Origin of the sequence: Pseudomonas sp. IPO3774, assembly GCF_013386835.1 — a bacterium.
Classification (GTDB): Bacteria; Pseudomonadota; Gammaproteobacteria; order Pseudomonadales; family Pseudomonadaceae; genus Aquipseudomonas.
Genome location: NZ_JACAQY010000040.1, coordinates 1 through 16,263, shown reverse-complemented (window position 1 = coordinate 16,263; position 16,263 = coordinate 1). Strand labels below are relative to the sequence as shown.

General features: G+C 61.9%; 14 protein-coding genes. 7 read left to right on the top strand and 7 right to left on the bottom strand.

Annotation, left to right across the window (positions count from 1 at the left end; all coding sequences use genetic code 11):
- Positions 1-32: 32 nt before the first annotated feature.
- From HYE77_RS21950 to HYE77_RS21930, 5 genes are read right to left on the bottom strand one after another with little or no spacing between them, the layout of a single operon-like run.
- Complete coding sequence (locus HYE77_RS21950) at positions 33-1,037, bottom strand: substrate-binding domain-containing protein (protein WP_087693833.1); 1,005 nt, start codon at positions 1,035-1,037, stop codon at positions 33-35.
- A gap of 48 nt (positions 1,038-1,085) precedes the next feature.
- On the bottom strand, positions 1,086-1,961 hold the full coding sequence (locus HYE77_RS21945) for an SMP-30/gluconolactonase/LRE family protein (protein ID WP_177069325.1): 876 nt from the start codon (positions 1,959-1,961) through the stop codon (positions 1,086-1,088).
- 39 nt (positions 1,962-2,000) lie between these two features.
- Positions 2,001-3,581: an aldehyde dehydrogenase (NADP(+)) gene (locus tag HYE77_RS21940; RefSeq protein ID WP_177069324.1), complete on the bottom strand. Its 1,581-nt coding sequence runs from the start codon at positions 3,579-3,581 to the stop codon at positions 2,001-2,003.
- An 11-nt stretch (positions 3,582-3,592) separates the two neighbouring features.
- Entirely contained in the window at positions 3,593-4,585 is a 993-nt protein-coding gene (gene araD1, locus HYE77_RS21935) for an AraD1 family protein (RefSeq protein WP_177069323.1), read from the bottom strand.
- Positions 4,586-4,606: 21 nt separating this feature from the next.
- Positions 4,607-5,929 carry an MFS transporter gene (locus HYE77_RS21930; RefSeq protein ID WP_177069322.1) on the bottom strand — a complete coding sequence of 441 codons (1,323 nt, stop codon included), beginning with the start codon at positions 5,927-5,929 and terminating at the stop codon, positions 4,607-4,609.
- Between the two features lie 192 nt (positions 5,930-6,121).
- On the opposite strand from HYE77_RS21930, the gene HYE77_RS21925 reads away from it, so the two are divergent.
- From HYE77_RS21925 to HYE77_RS21915, 3 genes are read left to right on the top strand one after another with little or no spacing between them, the layout of a single operon-like run.
- Complete coding sequence (locus HYE77_RS21925; RefSeq protein ID WP_008433338.1) at positions 6,122-7,858, top strand: IlvD/Edd family dehydratase; 1,737 nt, start codon at positions 6,122-6,124, stop codon at positions 7,856-7,858.
- A gap of 56 nt (positions 7,859-7,914) precedes the next feature.
- Positions 7,915-8,637 (top strand): FadR/GntR family transcriptional regulator, encoded by a 723-nt coding sequence (locus tag HYE77_RS21920; RefSeq protein ID WP_003217775.1) that lies wholly within the window; start codon positions 7,915-7,917, stop codon positions 8,635-8,637.
- Between the two features lie 34 nt (positions 8,638-8,671).
- Positions 8,672-9,577 carry a LysR family transcriptional regulator gene (locus HYE77_RS21915; RefSeq protein ID WP_102604314.1) on the top strand — a complete coding sequence of 302 codons (906 nt, stop codon included), beginning with the start codon at positions 8,672-8,674 and terminating at the stop codon, positions 9,575-9,577.
- Here HYE77_RS21915 and HYE77_RS21910 read toward each other — a convergent pair.
- Positions 9,570-10,511: a cupin gene (locus tag HYE77_RS21910; RefSeq protein WP_177069321.1), complete on the bottom strand. Its 942-nt coding sequence runs from the start codon at positions 10,509-10,511 to the stop codon at positions 9,570-9,572. The two genes, HYE77_RS21915 and HYE77_RS21910, sit on opposite strands and share 8 nt — an antisense overlap.
- A gap of 543 nt (positions 10,512-11,054) precedes the next feature.
- On the opposite strand from HYE77_RS21910, the gene HYE77_RS21905 reads away from it, so the two are divergent.
- A complete protein-coding gene (locus tag HYE77_RS21905) occupies positions 11,055-11,435 on the top strand; it encodes a RidA family protein (protein ID WP_003217799.1) in 381 nt (126 codons plus the stop codon).
- A 238-nt stretch (positions 11,436-11,673) separates the two neighbouring features.
- Positions 11,674-13,662, top strand: a complete 1,989-nt coding sequence (locus tag HYE77_RS21900; protein WP_003217801.1) for a U32 family peptidase — start codon at positions 11,674-11,676, stop codon at positions 13,660-13,662.
- 19 nt (positions 13,663-13,681) lie between these two features.
- On the opposite strand, the gene HYE77_RS21895 is transcribed toward HYE77_RS21900, so the two are convergent.
- Positions 13,682-14,581 carry a DMT family transporter gene (locus HYE77_RS21895; RefSeq protein WP_177069320.1) on the bottom strand — a complete coding sequence of 300 codons (900 nt, stop codon included), beginning with the start codon at positions 14,579-14,581 and terminating at the stop codon, positions 13,682-13,684.
- 130 nt (positions 14,582-14,711) lie between these two features.
- Here HYE77_RS21895 and HYE77_RS21890 point away from each other — a divergent pair, with 130 nt between their 5' ends.
- Together HYE77_RS21890 and HYE77_RS21885 are read left to right on the top strand one after the other, a co-directional pair.
- Entirely contained in the window at positions 14,712-15,155 is a 444-nt protein-coding gene (locus HYE77_RS21890; RefSeq protein ID WP_008433323.1) for an Lrp/AsnC family transcriptional regulator, read from the top strand.
- Between the two features lie 96 nt (positions 15,156-15,251).
- On the top strand, positions 15,252-16,106 hold the full coding sequence (locus HYE77_RS21885) for an NmrA family NAD(P)-binding protein (protein ID WP_177069319.1): 855 nt from the start codon (positions 15,252-15,254) through the stop codon (positions 16,104-16,106).
- Positions 16,107-16,263: the final 157 nt, after the last annotated feature.

Below are 16,263 nucleotides of genomic sequence, written 5' to 3'. Positions count from 1 at the left end.
TTAGCAGGGCTGCCGGGAAACGTCAGCGGCCATCAGTTCCACAAACCGATCTTTTGCAGCTCCTGCTTGAAGTTCTCGCGGGTGATCAGCGTCACCTCATCCATCGCCGTGTACTTCGGCGGCTCCTTACCCGTAGTGACCCACTCGAACATCATGCTCGCGGTGTTGTAGCCCTCGATGTGCGGGCTGGGCAGCATCGAGCCGAAGAAGCCGCTGTTGGCTTTCTTCAATTCGCCAATGGCATCGGTGCCGTTGATGCCGATGCCGATGACATTCGCCGCCGCAAACCCGGCGCTTTCGGTGGCGCGCACGCCGCCAAGCACGGTGTTGTCATTCATGCCGCCGATGATCAGGTTTTTCGCGCCGCCGGGCAGCTTGACCAGCGCCGAGTTGGTGGCGTCCATGCTGCCGGGGACGTCGAGGGTCTTGAGGGCTGCGTACAGGATGTGATCATCCGGAATGCCCGCGGCCTTCAGGGATTTGACCGAGCCATCAGTGCGCTTTTTGCCGGTATCGAGTTCGTTGTAGGTGTTGATCACCGCATAGGTGTCCTTCCAGTCCCAGCCACGTTTTTTCGCTTCAGTGGCCATGGCACTGCCCTGCTTCTCGCCCACTTCAAACGCGGCCATGCCCAGGTAAGGCACGTCTTCCATGAAGTTGCCCTTGGCGTCCACAAAACGGTCATCCACGGCGATCACTTTCAAGCCGTTGGCTTTGGCCTTGGCCATGATCGCCGGGCCGAGGGACACGTCCGGCGGGCAAATCACAAAACCCTTGGCACCGTTGGCCGCCAGGCTGTCGATGGCCGAGAGGGTTTTCTCGCCGTCGGGCACGGCGATCTTGATCACCTCGAAGCCCTTGTCCTTGCCGGCCTTTTCGGCGAAGGCCCATTCGGTCTGGAACCAGGGCTCTTCCGCCTGCTTGACCAGAAAGCCGATCTTCACCGGCTCGGCCGCCAGCAACAGGCTGCTCAGGCCGACGGCGGACACCGCCACAGCGGCGCAGCACAGGGAACGGATACCACGACGACGATTCATAGGGTGACTCCTTGTTGTTGTTTTTGAGTGCGTTAAACAGCCTGTTGGTTATCCTGCAAAGCGGTGGCAGACTTTCCCCGGCACATCGACCTCAATGGCCAGCACCGCACCGTCCAGCGGGTGATCCAGCGGGCTGGCGGCACTGGTGATGTACAAGGTCTTGAGGTCGGGGCCTGCGAACACGCAACTGGTGGGACGGCTGACCGGCAATTCGATGACCCGGTCAACTTCACCGTCCGGCGTCAGCCGCAGCAGGCAGCTGCCGTCCCAGCGGGCGTTCCAGATATAGCCTTCGGCGTCCATGGCCGAGCCGTCCGGGCCACCCCGGGAGTGAGGCCCGAACCAGACCTGCGCGGGTGCGAGCTGGCCCTGTTCATTAATCGGATATTGATAGAGCGTGCCGTCCAGGCTGTCGCCGAAATGCACGTGGGTGGCGGCGTCGTTCCACAGCAAGGTGTTGGGAATCCCCAGGCCTTGCAGCAACGGCGTGACCTGCCCGTCGGTATCGACCCGGAACAGGCCGCCGGAACGTCGCAGCACCGGCAAGTCTTCACCGTGCTCGCCGATGTTGTTCTGCATGGTGCCCAGCCACAGCCGGCCCTGGGCATCGCAGCGGGCTTCGTTGGCACGGTTGCCCGGTTGCGGATCGGCGACGCAAAGCAAGGTCAGGCGCGGATCGCTCGGCGTCGAATCGAGGTCGAGGCGATACACGCCGCTGCTCAGGGTCACCAGTGCATCGCCGCTGGCGCACGGGATAAACGCCGAGACCGGCTCAGGCAATTGCCAGGTGTGCAATTGCCCGCCCTGCAGGCGCAAGGCCTGCTGGCCGATGATGTCCACCCAATACAAGGCCTGGCCCGGTACATCCCAGAACGGCCCTTCGCCCAGCCGAGCCCGGTGCGGTGTGACTGCGGTCCACGACATGAAACCTCCTGCTTTCTTGTTGTTTTCAGGTGGTACCGGTTACAGCGCGTCGCGCGACGGCTGCCCATCTACCAGACGCTGAATGCGCAACGGGTTGGCATTCTTCAGCGCGTCGGGGAGCAGGCTATCAGGGTAATTCTGAAAGCACACAGGTCGCAGGAAACGCTCGATCGCCAGGGTGCCCACGGAAGTGCCACGGGCATCCGAAGTCGCCGGATACGGCCCGCCGTGGACCATCGCGTCACACACCTCGACGCCCGTGGGGTAGCCGTTGAGCAGGATGCGGCCAACCTTTTGCTCCAGCAGCGGCGTCAACTCGCCGAACTGGGTGAAATCCGCCGGCTCGCCAATGATCGTCGCGGTCAATTGGCCGTGCAGGCCGTGCAACGCCGCAGCGAGTTGGGCCTGGTCGGCGACTTCCACGAACACCGTGGTGGGGCCGAACACTTCCTCCTGCAACACTTCATCGCCGTTGATCAGCAGGCTGGCGTCCGCTTTGAACAGCTGTGGCTGCGCCTGATTGCCGGTTTGCGTCTGGCCCGCCAGGTGCTCGATGCCAGGATGGGCCAGCAGCGTGTGCAGGCCTTTGCCGTAGCTGTTCAAGGTGCCGGCATTGAGCATGGTTTGCGCGGGCTGGCCGCCGATCAGTTGGGCGACCTGTTGGGTGAAGCCTGTGAACGCTGGCGAGGCAATCCCGATCACCAGCCCCGGGTTCGTGCAGAACTGGCCGCACCCCTGCACCACCGAGGCGACCAGGTCGCGGGCGATGGTGTCTGCCCGGGTTTGCAGGGCCTGGGGCAAGACGATCACCGGGTTGATGCTGGACATCTCGGCGAACACCGGGATCGGTTGCGGGCGTGCCGCCGCCATATCGCACAACGCCCGGCCGCCTTTGAGCGAGCCGGTGAAACCCACGGCCTGGATCGCCGGGTGCTTGACCAGCGCTTCCCCCACACCGCCGCCGAAGATCATGTTGAACACGCCGCCGGGCATACCTGTGCGCTCGGCCGCCCGCATGATCGCATCGGCGACCCGCTCGGCGGTGGCCATGTGGCCGCTGTGGGCCTTGAACACCACCGGGCAACCGGCCGCCAGCGCGGCGGCGGTGTCGCCACCGGCAGTGGAAAAGGCCAGGGGGAAATTGCTCGCCCCAAACACCGCGACCGGCCCCAGGCCGATGCGGTATTGGCGCAGATCCGGGCGCGGCAAGGGCTGACGATCCGGCAGCGCCTGGTCGATCCGCGCGCCGTAGAAATCACCGCGCCGCAGTACCTTGGCGAACAACCGCATCTGGCCGCTGGTACGACCGCGCTCACCCTGGATACGCCCGGCGGGCAACGCCGTTTCGCGGCAGACCAGGGCGACAAAGTCATCGCCCAGGGCGTCCAGTTCATCGGCTATCGCCTCCAGGAACGACGCACGATGCTGCGCGCTCAGGCTGCGATAAGCCGGGTAAGCCTGAGCGGCGGCGTTGGCCGCGGCGTCGACCTCCTGCGCGGTGGCCTGGTAGAAATCAAAGGGCAATGCCTCGCCACTGGTGGCGTCGATGCTCTGCAGGGTGATGCTGCCGGCAGCGCTGCGCTGGCCGCCGATGTAGTTGTGGCCACAAATCCGGGTCATGCCTGTCTCCTTCAAAGGGTGCCTATGCCGCCAGGTGCCACGCCGCTGTTGGCCACGGCAATGCCGTTGATCAATGGCGCGCCGAATTCGGCCTGGCTGATTTCGAACACATCGCCTGGCTGGGTACGAATGCCGTCGGCAAACGACAAGGTGGCGGTGCCGAAGAAATGGATATGCACGTCACCTGGGCGCAGGAACTGGGTGTATTTGAAATGGTGGTATTCAAGGTTTTCGAGGCTGTGGCACATGTTGGCTTCGCCACTGAGGAATTCGTGCTGCCACAACACCTCGCCATTGCGCACGATACGGCTGGTGCCCGCCAGGTGCCGGGGCAGTTCACCCAGGCGCAACTCGGGACCGTAGCTGCAACTGCGCAGCTTGGAGTGGGCCAGGTACAGGTAATTCTTGCGCTCCATCACGTGGTCGGAAAACTCGTTGCCCACCGCGTAGCCCAGGCGATACGGCTTGCCGTCGTGACCAATCACATACAGCCCGGCGATTTCCGGCTCTTCGCCGGCGTCTTCGGCAAACGCCGGCCACGGGAATGGCTGGCCCGGACGCACCACGATGCTGCCGTCGCCCTTGTAGAACCATTCCGGCTGCACACCGGCCTGGCCAGAAGCCGGTTTACCGCCCTCCACGCCCCATTTGAAGATGCGCATGCTGTCGGTCATCGCGCTTTCGTCACTGCCGTTCTGGTGCATCTTGTCCCGCGCCGACGCACTGCCCAGGTGGGTCAGGCCGGTACCGCTGACCAGCGTGTGGGCAGGGTCCGGGTGATCCAGCGGTGGCAAGATCTTCTGCGCGGCCAGCAGTCTGGCGTAGTCGTGGCTCTCGGCCAGGCCGAGGTGGTCTATGTGCTGTTGCAAGGTGACGCCAGCCTCGATGGCGGCGAGTGCCAGGTCGCGTACCGTGCGGGCGGCCCGCACCTCGCGTACCTGATCGCCGTCGACCACGCCCACTCGGCGTTCGCCGTTGTTCAATTCAAACTGCACTAACCCCATGAGTGTTCTCCTGATTGCCAATTAAGTACGCGTGGCGCCACGGGCGCTGGCGGCGAACTGGTCGGGCGGCAGCACGTGCCTGCGCTCCAGCAACCGATAGACCACCCCGGTCAACACCACCCCGAACAGCATCACGCACGCCAGGAAGTACAAGCCCGACGCAAGGTTGCCGGTGTACTCCTTGAGGGCGCCGATCACGAACGGCCCGATGTAGCCGCCGAGGTTGCCCACCGAGTTGATCAAGGCGATGCCCGCCGCTGCACCCGCGCCGGCAAAGAAACGTCCCGGCAAGGTCCAGAACACCGCCGTGCAAGAAAACAGCGCAAACGCCACCAGGCACAGCGCTGCCAGTTGCCACAGCGGCACTGTCAGCCAGGCGCTGAGGAACAGGCCGATGGCGCCCAACACGTAGAGCACGGCAAGATGACCGTAGCGATCATTCAGGCGATCGGAACTGCGCGGGACGATCAGCAAACCGATGATCCCGAAGATGTAGGGCACTGCCGACACAAACCCGGTGGTCAGGTCGCTGCCGCCAAACTGCTTGATCAAGGTCGGCAGCCACAGGCCCAGGCCATAAATGCTCAAGGTCACCGGCAGGTAGAACAGCGCCAGCAGCAGCACGCGTTTGTCCTTCAGCGCATGCAGCGGGTTGCCGTGCCGGGTCTGGCCGTAGGCTTGCAGGTCTTTGGCCAGCTCGCCGGTGAGCCAGGCCTTCTCCGCCTGGTCCATCCATTTCACCTGTTGCGGCCCATCCGGCAGGTAGCGCAGCACCGGCCAGGTCAGCAGGATCGCTGGGGTGCCGATGACGATGAACAACCACTGCCAGCCGTGCAGGCCGAGTATCCCGTCCATGCCGAGCAAGCCGCCCGCCACGGGGCCGGTGATCATCATGGCGATGGGTTGGGACAGGATGAACAGCCCGAGGATCTTGCCGCGGTGCCTCACCGGGAACCATTGGGTGATGTAGTAGAGGACACCCGGGAAGAACCCGGCTTCGGCGGCGCCCAGCAGAAAGCGCATCACATAGAAACTGTGGGGGCCCTGGACGAATGCCATGCCGATGGTAATCGCGCCCCAAGTCACCATGATTCGTGCGAACCAGCGCCGCGCGCCGAAACGGTCGAGCATCAGGTTGCTGGGGATTTCCAGCAGGAAGTAGCCAATAAAGAACAGCCCTGCTCCCAGTCCATACGCCGCATCGCCGATGCCGACATCCGCGCCCATGTGCAATTTGGCGAAGCCCACGGCCGAGCGATCCACGTAGGCAATCAGGTACAGCAAGATCAGGAAGGGAATCAGTTTCAGCGTGATGCGACGTATCAGCCGCTGTTCCTGGCTCATGTGAGCGGTCTCCGATTGTTATTTTTATAGAGCGTTTCGGGTCGCCTCTCGCGGAAAACCGCCAGGGCCAGGCCTCGTTGAATCGGACTATATAGTAATACTATTTAATCAACAACACTTCCAAACGCCCGAATTTACGCCTATGTTAAGCCGAGAATGGATCTATATAGTCTTACAATAAGAGAGTCAGCCATGTCCGAGAAAAAGCCCGTCCTGCGCTCCGCCAGCTGGTTTGGTACCGCCGATAAAAACGGCTTCATGTACCGCAGCTGGATGAAAAACCAGGGGATTGCCGATCATCAGTTTCACGGCAAACCGATCATCGGGATCTGCAATACCTGGTCGGAGCTGACGCCCTGCAACGCGCACTTCCGCCAGATTGCCGAGCATGTGAAACGCGGCGTGATCGAAGCCGGTGGCTTTCCGGTGGAATTTCCGGTGTTCTCCAACGGCGAATCGAACCTGCGCCCCACCGCGATGCTCACCCGTAACCTGGCCAGCATGGACGTGGAGGAAGCCATTCGCGGCAACCCCATCGACGGCGTGGTGCTGCTGACCGGCTGTGACAAGACCACCCCGGCGCTGCTGATGGGCGCCGCCAGTTGCGACGTGCCGGCGATCGTCGTCACCGGCGGGCCGATGCTCAACGGCAAGCACAAGGGCCAGGACATCGGTTCGGGCACCGTGGTGTGGCAGCTCAGCGAACAGGTCAAGGCGGGCACCATTACCCTCGACGATTTCCTCGCGGCCGAAGGCGGCATGTCCCGCTCGGCGGGCACCTGCAACACCATGGGCACCGCCTCGACCATGGCCTGCATGGCCGAAGCACTCGGCACTTCCCTGCCCCACAACGCGGCGATTCCCGCGGTGGATGCGCGGCGTTATGTACTGGCGCACATGTCCGGCATGCGTGCGGTGGAGATGGTGCGTGAAGACCTGAAGCTGTCGAAGATCCTGACCAAGGAGGCTTTCGAAAACGCGATTCGCGTCAACGCAGCCATCGGCGGCTCGACCAACGCGGTGATTCACCTGAAAGCCATCGCCGGACGCATCGGCGTCGAGCTCGACCTGGACGACTGGACCCGCATGGGCCGTGGCATGCCGACCATCGTCGACCTGCAGCCGTCCGGGCGCTTCCTGATGGAGGAGTTCTACTACGCTGGCGGCCTGCCGGCGGTGCTGCGCCGCCTCGGTGAGGCCAACCTGATCCCGCACCCGAATGCCTTGACCGTCAACGGCAAGTCCCTCGGCGAAAACACCCGCGAAGCACCGATCTACGGCCAGGACGAAGTGATCCGCACCCTCGACAACCCGATCCGCGCCGACGGCGGCATTTGTGTGCTGCGGGGCAACCTCGCACCACTGGGTGCAGTCCTCAAGCCCTCGGCTGCCAGTGCCGAACTGATGCAGCATCGCGGGCGTGCCGTGGTGTTCGAGAACTTCGACATGTACAAGGCACGGATCAACGACCCGGAACTGGACGTGGATGCCAACTCGATCCTGGTGATGAAAAACTGCGGGCCCAAGGGTTATCCGGGCATGGCGGAAGTCGGCAACATGGGCTTGCCGGCCAAACTGCTGGCCCAGGGCGTGACCGACATGGTGCGGATTTCCGATGCGCGCATGAGCGGCACGGCCTACGGCACCGTGGTGTTGCACGTGGCGCCGGAAGCGGCGGCCGGCGGCCCGTTGGCCACGGTCAAGGAAGGCGACTGGATCGAACTCGATTGCGCCAATGGCCGCCTGCACCTGGACATCCCGGACGCCGAACTGGCGGCCCGCATGGCCGACCTTGCGCCGCCCGAGCAGCTGATTGTCGGGGGCTACCGGCAGCTGTACATCGACCACGTATTACAGGCAGACCAGGGCTGCGACTTCGACTTCCTGGTGGGCTGCCGTGGCGCCGAAGTGCCGCGTCATTCCCACTAATTGGGACGGGAGCAATGCTATGATGCCGCGTATTTCGCCAGAGTAGCCTCCCTGTTATGGATCAGCAGCCGACCAAGCCGCGCAAGAGCATGCATGCCCAAATCGTTCAGGACTTGGGCATGCACATCGTTTCCGGGCGCTTCAAGCCGGAAGAACGGTTGCCCATGGAGGCCACCTTGTGCGAGGAGTACAAGGTCAGCCGCTCGGTATTGCGTGAGGCGACCCGGGTGCTCAGCGCCAAGGGCCTGGTGATTTCCAAGCCCAAGGTCGGCGCCGTGGTGCGCCCACGGGTGCAGTGGCACTTGCTGGACCCGGACGTGCTGACCTGGCTGATGCAGTCGACACCCCACAGCGAGTTTTTCAACACCCTGGCCGGTGTACGCCGGATCCTCGAGCCGGAAATCGCCGCGATGGCCGCGACCACCGCCACCGACGCCGACATCGCCACCATCGAAAAAGCCTACCTCGGCATGGAAACCGCCAATACCCACGAAACGTTGCTGCAGGCCGACCTGGACTTCCACCGGGCGATTGCCGATGCGACCCGCAACGACTTGCTGGCCTACATGTGCAACATGCTGTCGCTGCCACTTCGCGAGTCCATCAACATCACCAACCGTCGCCCCGACATCCAGGGCCTCAGCCTGCCCCGGCACAAAGCGATCCTCACCGCGATCAAGAACCGTGATGCCCTCGGCGCGCGGCATGCCTCCCTGGTGCAACTGGACGATACCCGGGTGGCGCTGGACACCGTGATGAACGTGCTGACGCCGCTGTAGCGCCAGACAACCCACCGTCAAGTCGAGGCCGCCCTTGGATTACTTCGCTGCGTTAACCGCCTTTGTCGAAGCCGCCGAGGGCAATAACTTCTCCCGTGCCGCCGACCGGCTTGGCATCAAGGCTTCCACGGTTTCACGCTACGTGAAGGACCTTGAACAGGACCTCGGCATCGCCTTGTTCAACCGCTCTACCCGTACGCTGCACCTGACCGAGGGTGGCCAGACATTCCTGACGCACGCACGCCGGGTGCTGGACGAGCTGGAACAAGCCAAGGCGGCCACCTCCGCGCTGAACGAACAACCACGGGGCGTGCTCAAGCTCAACCTGCCGCCCGCCTTTGCCCGCCACCATATCCTTCCCACCTTGAATGCCTTCCTGGCCCGCTACCCGCAGATCAAGCTGGAACTGGTGCTGGACGACAGCCACGTCAACCTGATTCATGCCGGCGCGGACCTGGCGATCCGCATTGGCACCCTGGCGGATTCCACGTTGAAGGCACGCAAGATCTGCGATGAGCGCTACCGGCTGGTGGCCAGCCCGGCGTTTTGCCGGGAGTATCCGGCGCCGGTCAACCCTGCCGACCTGGCTGCCATGCCGGCGATCCTGGGAGCGGCTGACAGCGCATTTGCCAACGGGCGTGAGGTGTCACCGCTGGTGCATAAAGACAGCATCCGGATCAACGACCTGGACGCACAATTGATCGCCGCACAACAGGGCCTGGGATTTGCCTTGCTGCCCGACTGGCTGGTAGCCAAACCCATTGAAACCGGCGAGTTGCTGGTGTGGTTGCCTGAGTGGGATATCCGCATCGCAGGCCGTGAATCGGCGGTTTGGTTCGTTTATCCACCCAAGCGCATCGTGTCTTCCAAAGTGCGGTGCTTCATCGACTTTATCGTCGAGCAACTGGGCGAAACACCGCACTGGAAACGTCTCAGCTGAAGCGGATATCCAGCGACCGCAGATGGGTTTGCAGCCCCGCATCCTGGATCGGAATCAGGAAGGCTTCCGTGTCGGACTCATTGAAGTGGGCATGCCAGTAACCTGGCGGGGTGACGAACGCCAGGCCCGGCGACCAGTCGACCCGCACCGGGTTGCGGATCTGCCCATCGGCGTCCAGTTCGGTGCCCACCAGCGAATAGCAGCCCTTGGGGCAATCAATGATGAAATCCAGCGCAATCGACTGGTGTCGGTGGGGCTTCTGAATCGACCCCGGCGGCAGGATGCCGTACATCGCCCACAGCACATGGGTCACGGTACGGGTCTGCGGGAAGTTGCGATTGCCCAGCAGGATGCTGATACGGCTACGGTCCTGGGCGCGGGGATCATCGGCCGCTTCGCGCAGTTTTGCGTTGGCCAGCTCCGCGGGATACAGCGTCGGCACGAAGCGATCGGCACTGCGGGTCACGCCCAGGTAACGCAACAGCGGCTCATCGTGGACGTAATACAGGCGCGCATCCTCTGATGCGCTGAACTGCGCTTGCTGCAGACCTGGCAGCGCAATGAAGCAGCCTTTGGTCCAGTCGATGCGGTGCGCGCCCTGAACCACACTGCCCTGCCCGGCGATGACATAAAACACCTGTGAGGTGGCGTTGGGGTGCAGTTCCAGCGTATCGCCGGCGTTCAGGCGAATGAAGTTCGCACACAGCCCCGGACCGGTGGCCGGACCTTCGCAACCCAAGGCATCGCTGAGGTCCAGCGGCACTACCCGAGAGGGCCCACTGTCGTACAGCGAGGCCGGGAAGCTGTGATAGGGAATGCGGGTGATCAGGTTGGCGCTGATGGGATTGGCGGCCTTGCTGTATTCAAAGTATTCGGCATCGAGCAGGTGCTGCGGTTGGGTATCGGCCACGTCAGGCTTGAATTCGCTATTCATTATGATCACCTCAATCTACGGCTGGATTTCGCATGCCCCGTGGGGCGCTGCGGCGGTGAAAGAACTATAGGCATTCAGCGGCGGTGGATTAATCCCTCATCTTGCACAGCAGTTGTGCGAAATGGGGCAGGCACAAGCCTCTCTTGGTGTACTGATAGTTTGATTCAACCAACTATCAAAGTGCCACTTTATAAATAAGTTAAATATATATACATCAGCGCCCATAAAAAATCCGCCGCAGAAACTGCGGCGGCAAACCAAAGGATGTTGTCGAAGCAGAGCGGCTAAGACAGGGTTAAAACTACAGCAGCGTGCGCATATGCACAGTGAATTTTAATTAATCGAGTTTAATCGGCAGTGCACCTGCGCACGCAACTATTGGCAATTAAACTATCCACGAAACAACAGGCTAGTTAAACAAACACGGTTGATCGTGGACTTGCGTTTTACCTTGCTGCTTCGCCGAAAAGGCCCGGGTTTGCCCCGGGCCTTTTTTTCGGGGACCATATCGGCCTTCTTTCTGATGTCACCCAAGGGAATCCCATGGCCAACCACGACCTCGCCTTCACCCCCGATCTCGACCCGGACTCCATCTCTTCCGACGTCATCGGCTTCAACGGCATCCTCGTCTCCACGCAAATCCCTACCCGCGCCGACGGCAGCCTGGAGCTTGGCGACATCACCCTGCAAAGCGAATGCACTCTGCAAGCCCTGAAGGTTGCGCTGGAACGCGCCGGCAGTTCGATTGACCGGGTCATGCATTTGACCATCTACCTGACCGACATGGCCGACCGCGCCGCTTTCAATGAAGTCTACAAGCGCTACTTCGCCAAGCCTTGGCCGGTGCGTGCGGCGGTTGGTGTTGCCGCCCTGGCCGTCGAAGGCATGCGGGTTGAAGTCACTGCGATGGCCGCCAAGGGCTGAGCCAAACGCTCTATATCAACCAACGATGATCAAATGTGGGAGCTGTCGAGCTCCAGCGAGACTGCGATGGGATCGCCTCGGTGTCACTGATACACCGCGGTGTCTGCATCGCGGGCAAGCCCGGCTCCCACCGTTGAGTGCATTCCAATTTGGGAGCACACCTGGGGCTTGATAGATGTCGATAGCGCATTTCACAGCTACAATGCCCGCCTCCGTGACAAGCCTGACTAAAAAAACTATGTCCTTGCCCAAGCATCACCTGGAATTGCTCAGCCCTGCGCGCGATGTTGCCATCGCCCGCGAGGCCATCCTGCATGGCGCCGACGCCGTGTACATCGGCGGCCCGAGTTTCGGCGCGCGCCATAACGCCTGCAACGACGTGAGCGATATCGCGCAGTTGGTGGAGTTCGCTCGGCGCTACCATGCGCGGGTGTTCACCACCATCAACACGATCCTGCACGACAACGAGCTTGAGCCGGCGCGCAAGCTGATCCACGAGCTTTACGATGCCGGCGTCGACGCGCTGATCGTCCAGGACCTGGGGGTGATGGAGCTGGATATCCCGCCCATCGAACTGCATGCCAGCACCCAGACCGACATCCGCACCCTGGGCCGGGCCAAGTTCCTCGACCAGGCCGGTTTTTCGCAGCTGGTGTTGGCCCGTGAGCTGAACCTGCAGGAAATCCGTGCGATTGCCGATGAAACCGATGCCGCCATCGAGTTCTTCATCCACGGTGCCTTGTGCGTGGCCTTCTCCGGCCAGTGCAACATCTCCCACGCCCAGAATGGCCGCAGCGCCAACCGTGGCGATTGCTCCCAGGCCTGCCGCCTGCCCTACACCTTGAAAGATGACCAGGGCCGTGTGGTTGCCTTTGAAAAGCACCTGTTGTCGATGAAAGACAACAACCAGAGCGCCAACCTGCGCGCCCTGGTGGATGCCGGCGTGCGTTCGTTCAAGATCGAAGGCCGCTACAAGGACATGGGCTATGTGAAGAACATCACCGCCTATTACCGCCAGCGCCTGGACGAGATTCTTGAAGACCGCCCGGACCTGGCTCGCGCCTCCAGCGGCCGCACCGCGCATTTCTTCCTGCCGGACCCGGAAAAGACCTTCCATCGTGGCAGCACCGACTACTTCGTCACCGACCGCAAGGTCGACATCGGCGCCTTCGACACCCCAACCTTTACCGGCCTGCCGGTGGGTGTGGTGGAAAAAGCCGGCAAGCGTGACTTGCAAGTGGTCACCCATGAGCCGCTGTCCAACGGCGACGGCCTCAATGTGCTGATCAAGCGCGAAGTGGTGGGTTTCCGCGCGAACATCGCCGAGCCAAAAGGCGAGTTCGAAGAAGACGGCGAGAAGCGCTATCGCTACCGCGTCGAACCCAACGAGATGCCGGCCGGCCTGCATCAACTGCGGCCGAATCATCCGTTGAACCGCAACCTGGACCATAACTGGCAGCAGGCGCTGCTCAAGACTTCCGCCGAGCGCCGTATTGGTGTGTCCTGGGCGGCTCGCCTGCAGGAAGATCGCCTGGAACTGACCGTCACCAGCGAAGAAGGCATCAGCGCCAGCGTTGCCCTGCCCGGCCCGTTTGGCGTGGCCAACAAGCCGGAACAGGCCCTGGAAACCCTGCGCGACCTGCTGGGCCAACTGGGCACCACGCAGTACCACGCCACTGCGATCGAGCTGGATGCGCCGCAGGCGTTCTTCATCCCGAATTCGCAGCTCAAGGCCCTGCGCCGTGAAGTGATCGAGGCGCTGACCGAGGCGCGTATCCAGGCTCATCCACGGGGCGGCCGCAAGGCGGAAACCACGCCGCCGCCGGTGTACCCGGAATCGCACCTGTCGTTCCTGGCCAACGTCTACAACCAGAAGGCTCGCGACTTCTATCACCGCCATGGTGTGCAACTGATCGACGCGGCGTACGAAGCCCACGAAGAAACCGGCGAAGTGCCGGTGATGATCACCAAGCACTGCCTGCGGTTCTCGTTCAACCTCTGCCCCAAACAGGCCAAGGGGGTGACCGGGGTGAAGACCAAGGTTGCGCCGATGCAGTTGATCCACGGCGACGAAGTGCTGACGCTGAAGTTCGACTGCAAGCCTTGCGAGATGCACGTGATCGGCAAGATCAAGGGCCACATCCTCGGCCTGCCGCAACCGGGCAGCGTGGTGGGTTATATCAGCCCGGATGACCTGCTCAAGACCATCCCGCGCGGCGCACATTGAGTCGCGGGTGAGCGTCATGCTACGGCGTGACGTTCACCGCTGTTTTCGAGCGCCACCACCAACCCCGCTGCAATCCCGCCGCCGCCAGCAGAATGGCCGCCACGCCCAGCCATTGCATCCAGCCCAGCCGATGCCCAAAGGCAATCCAGTCGACAAAGATTGCCGCAATCGGGTAGATAAACGACAGCGCCCCGGTGATTGCCGTCGGCAACTTCTGGATCGCGCCATACAGCAGCACGTACATCAAGCCGGTATGCACAACGCCCAGGGTCAGCAATGCGGCCCAGGCATCCATCGACGCCGAAAGGCTGTGCCACTGCATCAGCGGTGCCAGCAGCAAGGCGCCCGTGGTCACCTGGATCAACGCCATCAGATGCGGTGGTACTTCCTTCAAGCGTTTGATGATCAGCGCCGCAATTGCGTACAGAAACGCTGCGCCCAGGGCCAATGCCACCCCCACCAGGTAGTCATCCCCAGTGTTTTGCTGACTGCCATGGGCGGTGACAATCGCCAGCATCCCGACGAAAGCCACGCTCAACCAGGCAAGTTTTTGCAAGGTGATTTTCTCCCCCAGGAACACCGCCGCCAGCATCACCAACATAAACGGCTGGACGTTATACACCGCCGTGCTGATGGAGATGGATGCCCTGGCGTAGGACTCGAACAGCAGCAACCAATTACCCACGATCGCCACGCCGCTGAGCATCGCCAGCCCGAGCTTGGTGTAGTCCAGCAAGTCCAGGCGCAGATAGCCGAGCAGCCAGCACACCACCAGCAACGTCAGCGCGCCGATCACGCAGCGCCAGAACACCACTTCCACCACCGGCTCTCCCGACACCAGCACGAACCAGCCGATGGTGCCGGATATGAGCATGGCGGCGACCATTTCCCATGAACCGCGACGTATGGATTTGTCCATGATTGAGCTCCTCAAGTGAGGCTCAATTATGGCAATCTGGCCTGTAGCGACTCCATATTCTAAATAAGGCGAACCTTTCATTTCGCCTATTCTTATTAGGCAAACCTGAGCAATCGCTTTCGGAGCGACCATGATTGACAGCATTGACCAGCAACTGATCGCCGCGCTGATGGACGATTCGCGCCTGTCCCTCAAGGCCTTGGCGGGTATCACCGGCCTCTCCTCCCCCAGCGTCGGCGAGCGGCTGCGACGGCTGGAAGAGCGTGGCGTGTTGAAGAACTACACCGTGGACATCGACCCCAAACATTTCGGCTACCTGCTGCAAGCCATCGTGCGCATTCGCCCTTTGCCCGGAAAATTGCAAGAGGTGGAGCGGCAAATCCAGGCGATCCCCGAGTTCACGGAGTGCGACAAGGTGACCGGCGATGACTGCTTCATCGCACGCCTGCATGTGCGCACCATGGACCAACTGGACACCCTGCTGGACCGGCTCAACGCGTACGCCGAAACCAACACGGCCATCGTCAAGAAAACCCCGGTAAAGCGCCGGCTGCCACCGCTGGGTGATTCGTGATTTTGAGTCACTGATGCAGTGACGGGATCGCTATTCTGTCAATCCAGGGCGGTGTTTATGCTTGATCCACACATTGGAACAACAGGCGTAAACACCATGTATGTCATCACCGGAATCACAGGCAAAGTTGGCGGCGCCCTCGCGCGCTTTCTCCTCAACGATCGTCAACCCGTGCGCGCAGTCATTCGCGATGCCGGCAAAGGCGCCGTATGGGCCGCCCTTGGTTGCGAGGTCGCCATCGCCAATATGGACGACGCTGCGGCCCTCACTGAAGCATTCAAGGGTGCCACCGGCGTGTTCATCCTGCCGCCTTCGGATTTCGACCCGGAGCCGGGTTTTCCCGAGGCGCGCAAGGTGATTGCCGCCGTCGCTCAGGCCATTGAAGCTGCGGCCCCGCAGAAAGTTGTTTGCCTGTCGACCATTGGCGCCCAGGCCGAACACCTGAACCTGCTGACCCAACGCACCTTGATGGAACAGGCGCTGAGCGCGTTGAACGTGCCGGTGACCTTTTTGCGTCCGGGCTGGTTCATGGAAAACACCGCCTACGACGTAATCACGGCCCGTGAACACGGAGTGATCCACAGCTTCCTGCAACCGCTGGATAAGACCGTACCGATGATCGCCACCGCCGACGTCGGCCGCCTGGCTGCGCAATTGTTGCAGCAACACTGGAGCGGGCGTCGGGTAGTTGAGCTGGAAGGCCAACGGGTCAGCCCGAACGACATCGCTCGCACGTTGACCGAAGTGCTTGGTCGTGGTGTGACAGCACAGGTGGTGTCTCGCGATGCGTGGGAGCCGATGTTTCGTGAGCAAGGCGCGCAGAATCCAATGCCGCGCATGCGCATGATTGATGGGTTTAACGAAGGTTGGATCTGCTTTGAGCAGGCGGACGTGGTCAAGGGTGAGACCACATTGCTCAAGGTGCTGCGGGAGTTGGCTGCAAAAACCTGATGCCATGCCTGCAAGCCAGCTCAGTGATTGGGTACATATCCGTTATTTGGGTAACGGCGGCGTATGGTTTCGCTCTTACAGCGAGTCACTTTGCAAAAGCGGCAAAGTCCACCAAACGGCATTGCTCCGCGGGCCGCCGCTCCGCAATACCTGCGTT

What these genes read in the sequence shown, in the direction of transcription:
- HYE77_RS21950 (WP_087693833.1), bottom strand. Translation starts at nt 1,037, where the DNA reads ATGAATCGTCGTCGTGGTATCCGTTCCCTGTGCTGCGCCGCTGTGGCG.
- HYE77_RS21945 (WP_177069325.1), bottom strand. Translation starts at nt 1,961, where the DNA reads ATGTCGTGGACCGCAGTCACACCGCACCGGGCTCGGCTGGGCGAAGGG.
- HYE77_RS21940 (WP_177069324.1), bottom strand. Translation starts at nt 3,581, where the DNA reads ATGACCCGGATTTGTGGCCACAACTACATCGGCGGCCAGCGCAGCGCT.
- araD1 (WP_177069323.1), bottom strand. Translation starts at nt 4,585, where the DNA reads ATGGGGTTAGTGCAGTTTGAATTGAACAACGGCGAACGCCGAGTGGGC.
- HYE77_RS21930 (WP_177069322.1), bottom strand. Translation starts at nt 5,929, where the DNA reads ATGAGCCAGGAACAGCGGCTGATACGTCGCATCACGCTGAAACTGATT.
- HYE77_RS21925 (WP_008433338.1), top strand. Translation starts at nt 6,122, where the DNA reads ATGTCCGAGAAAAAGCCCGTCCTGCGCTCCGCCAGCTGGTTTGGTACC.
- HYE77_RS21920 (WP_003217775.1), top strand. Translation starts at nt 7,915, where the DNA reads ATGGATCAGCAGCCGACCAAGCCGCGCAAGAGCATGCATGCCCAAATC.
- HYE77_RS21910 (WP_177069321.1), bottom strand. Translation starts at nt 10,511, where the DNA reads ATGAATAGCGAATTCAAGCCTGACGTGGCCGATACCCAACCGCAGCAC.
- HYE77_RS21905 (WP_003217799.1), top strand. Translation starts at nt 11,055, where the DNA reads ATGGCCAACCACGACCTCGCCTTCACCCCCGATCTCGACCCGGACTCC.
- HYE77_RS21900 (WP_003217801.1), top strand. Translation starts at nt 11,674, where the DNA reads ATGTCCTTGCCCAAGCATCACCTGGAATTGCTCAGCCCTGCGCGCGAT.
- HYE77_RS21895 (WP_177069320.1), bottom strand. Translation starts at nt 14,581, where the DNA reads ATGGACAAATCCATACGTCGCGGTTCATGGGAAATGGTCGCCGCCATG.
- HYE77_RS21890 (WP_008433323.1), top strand. Translation starts at nt 14,712, where the DNA reads ATGATTGACAGCATTGACCAGCAACTGATCGCCGCGCTGATGGACGAT.
- HYE77_RS21885 (WP_177069319.1), top strand. Translation starts at nt 15,252, where the DNA reads ATGTATGTCATCACCGGAATCACAGGCAAAGTTGGCGGCGCCCTCGCG.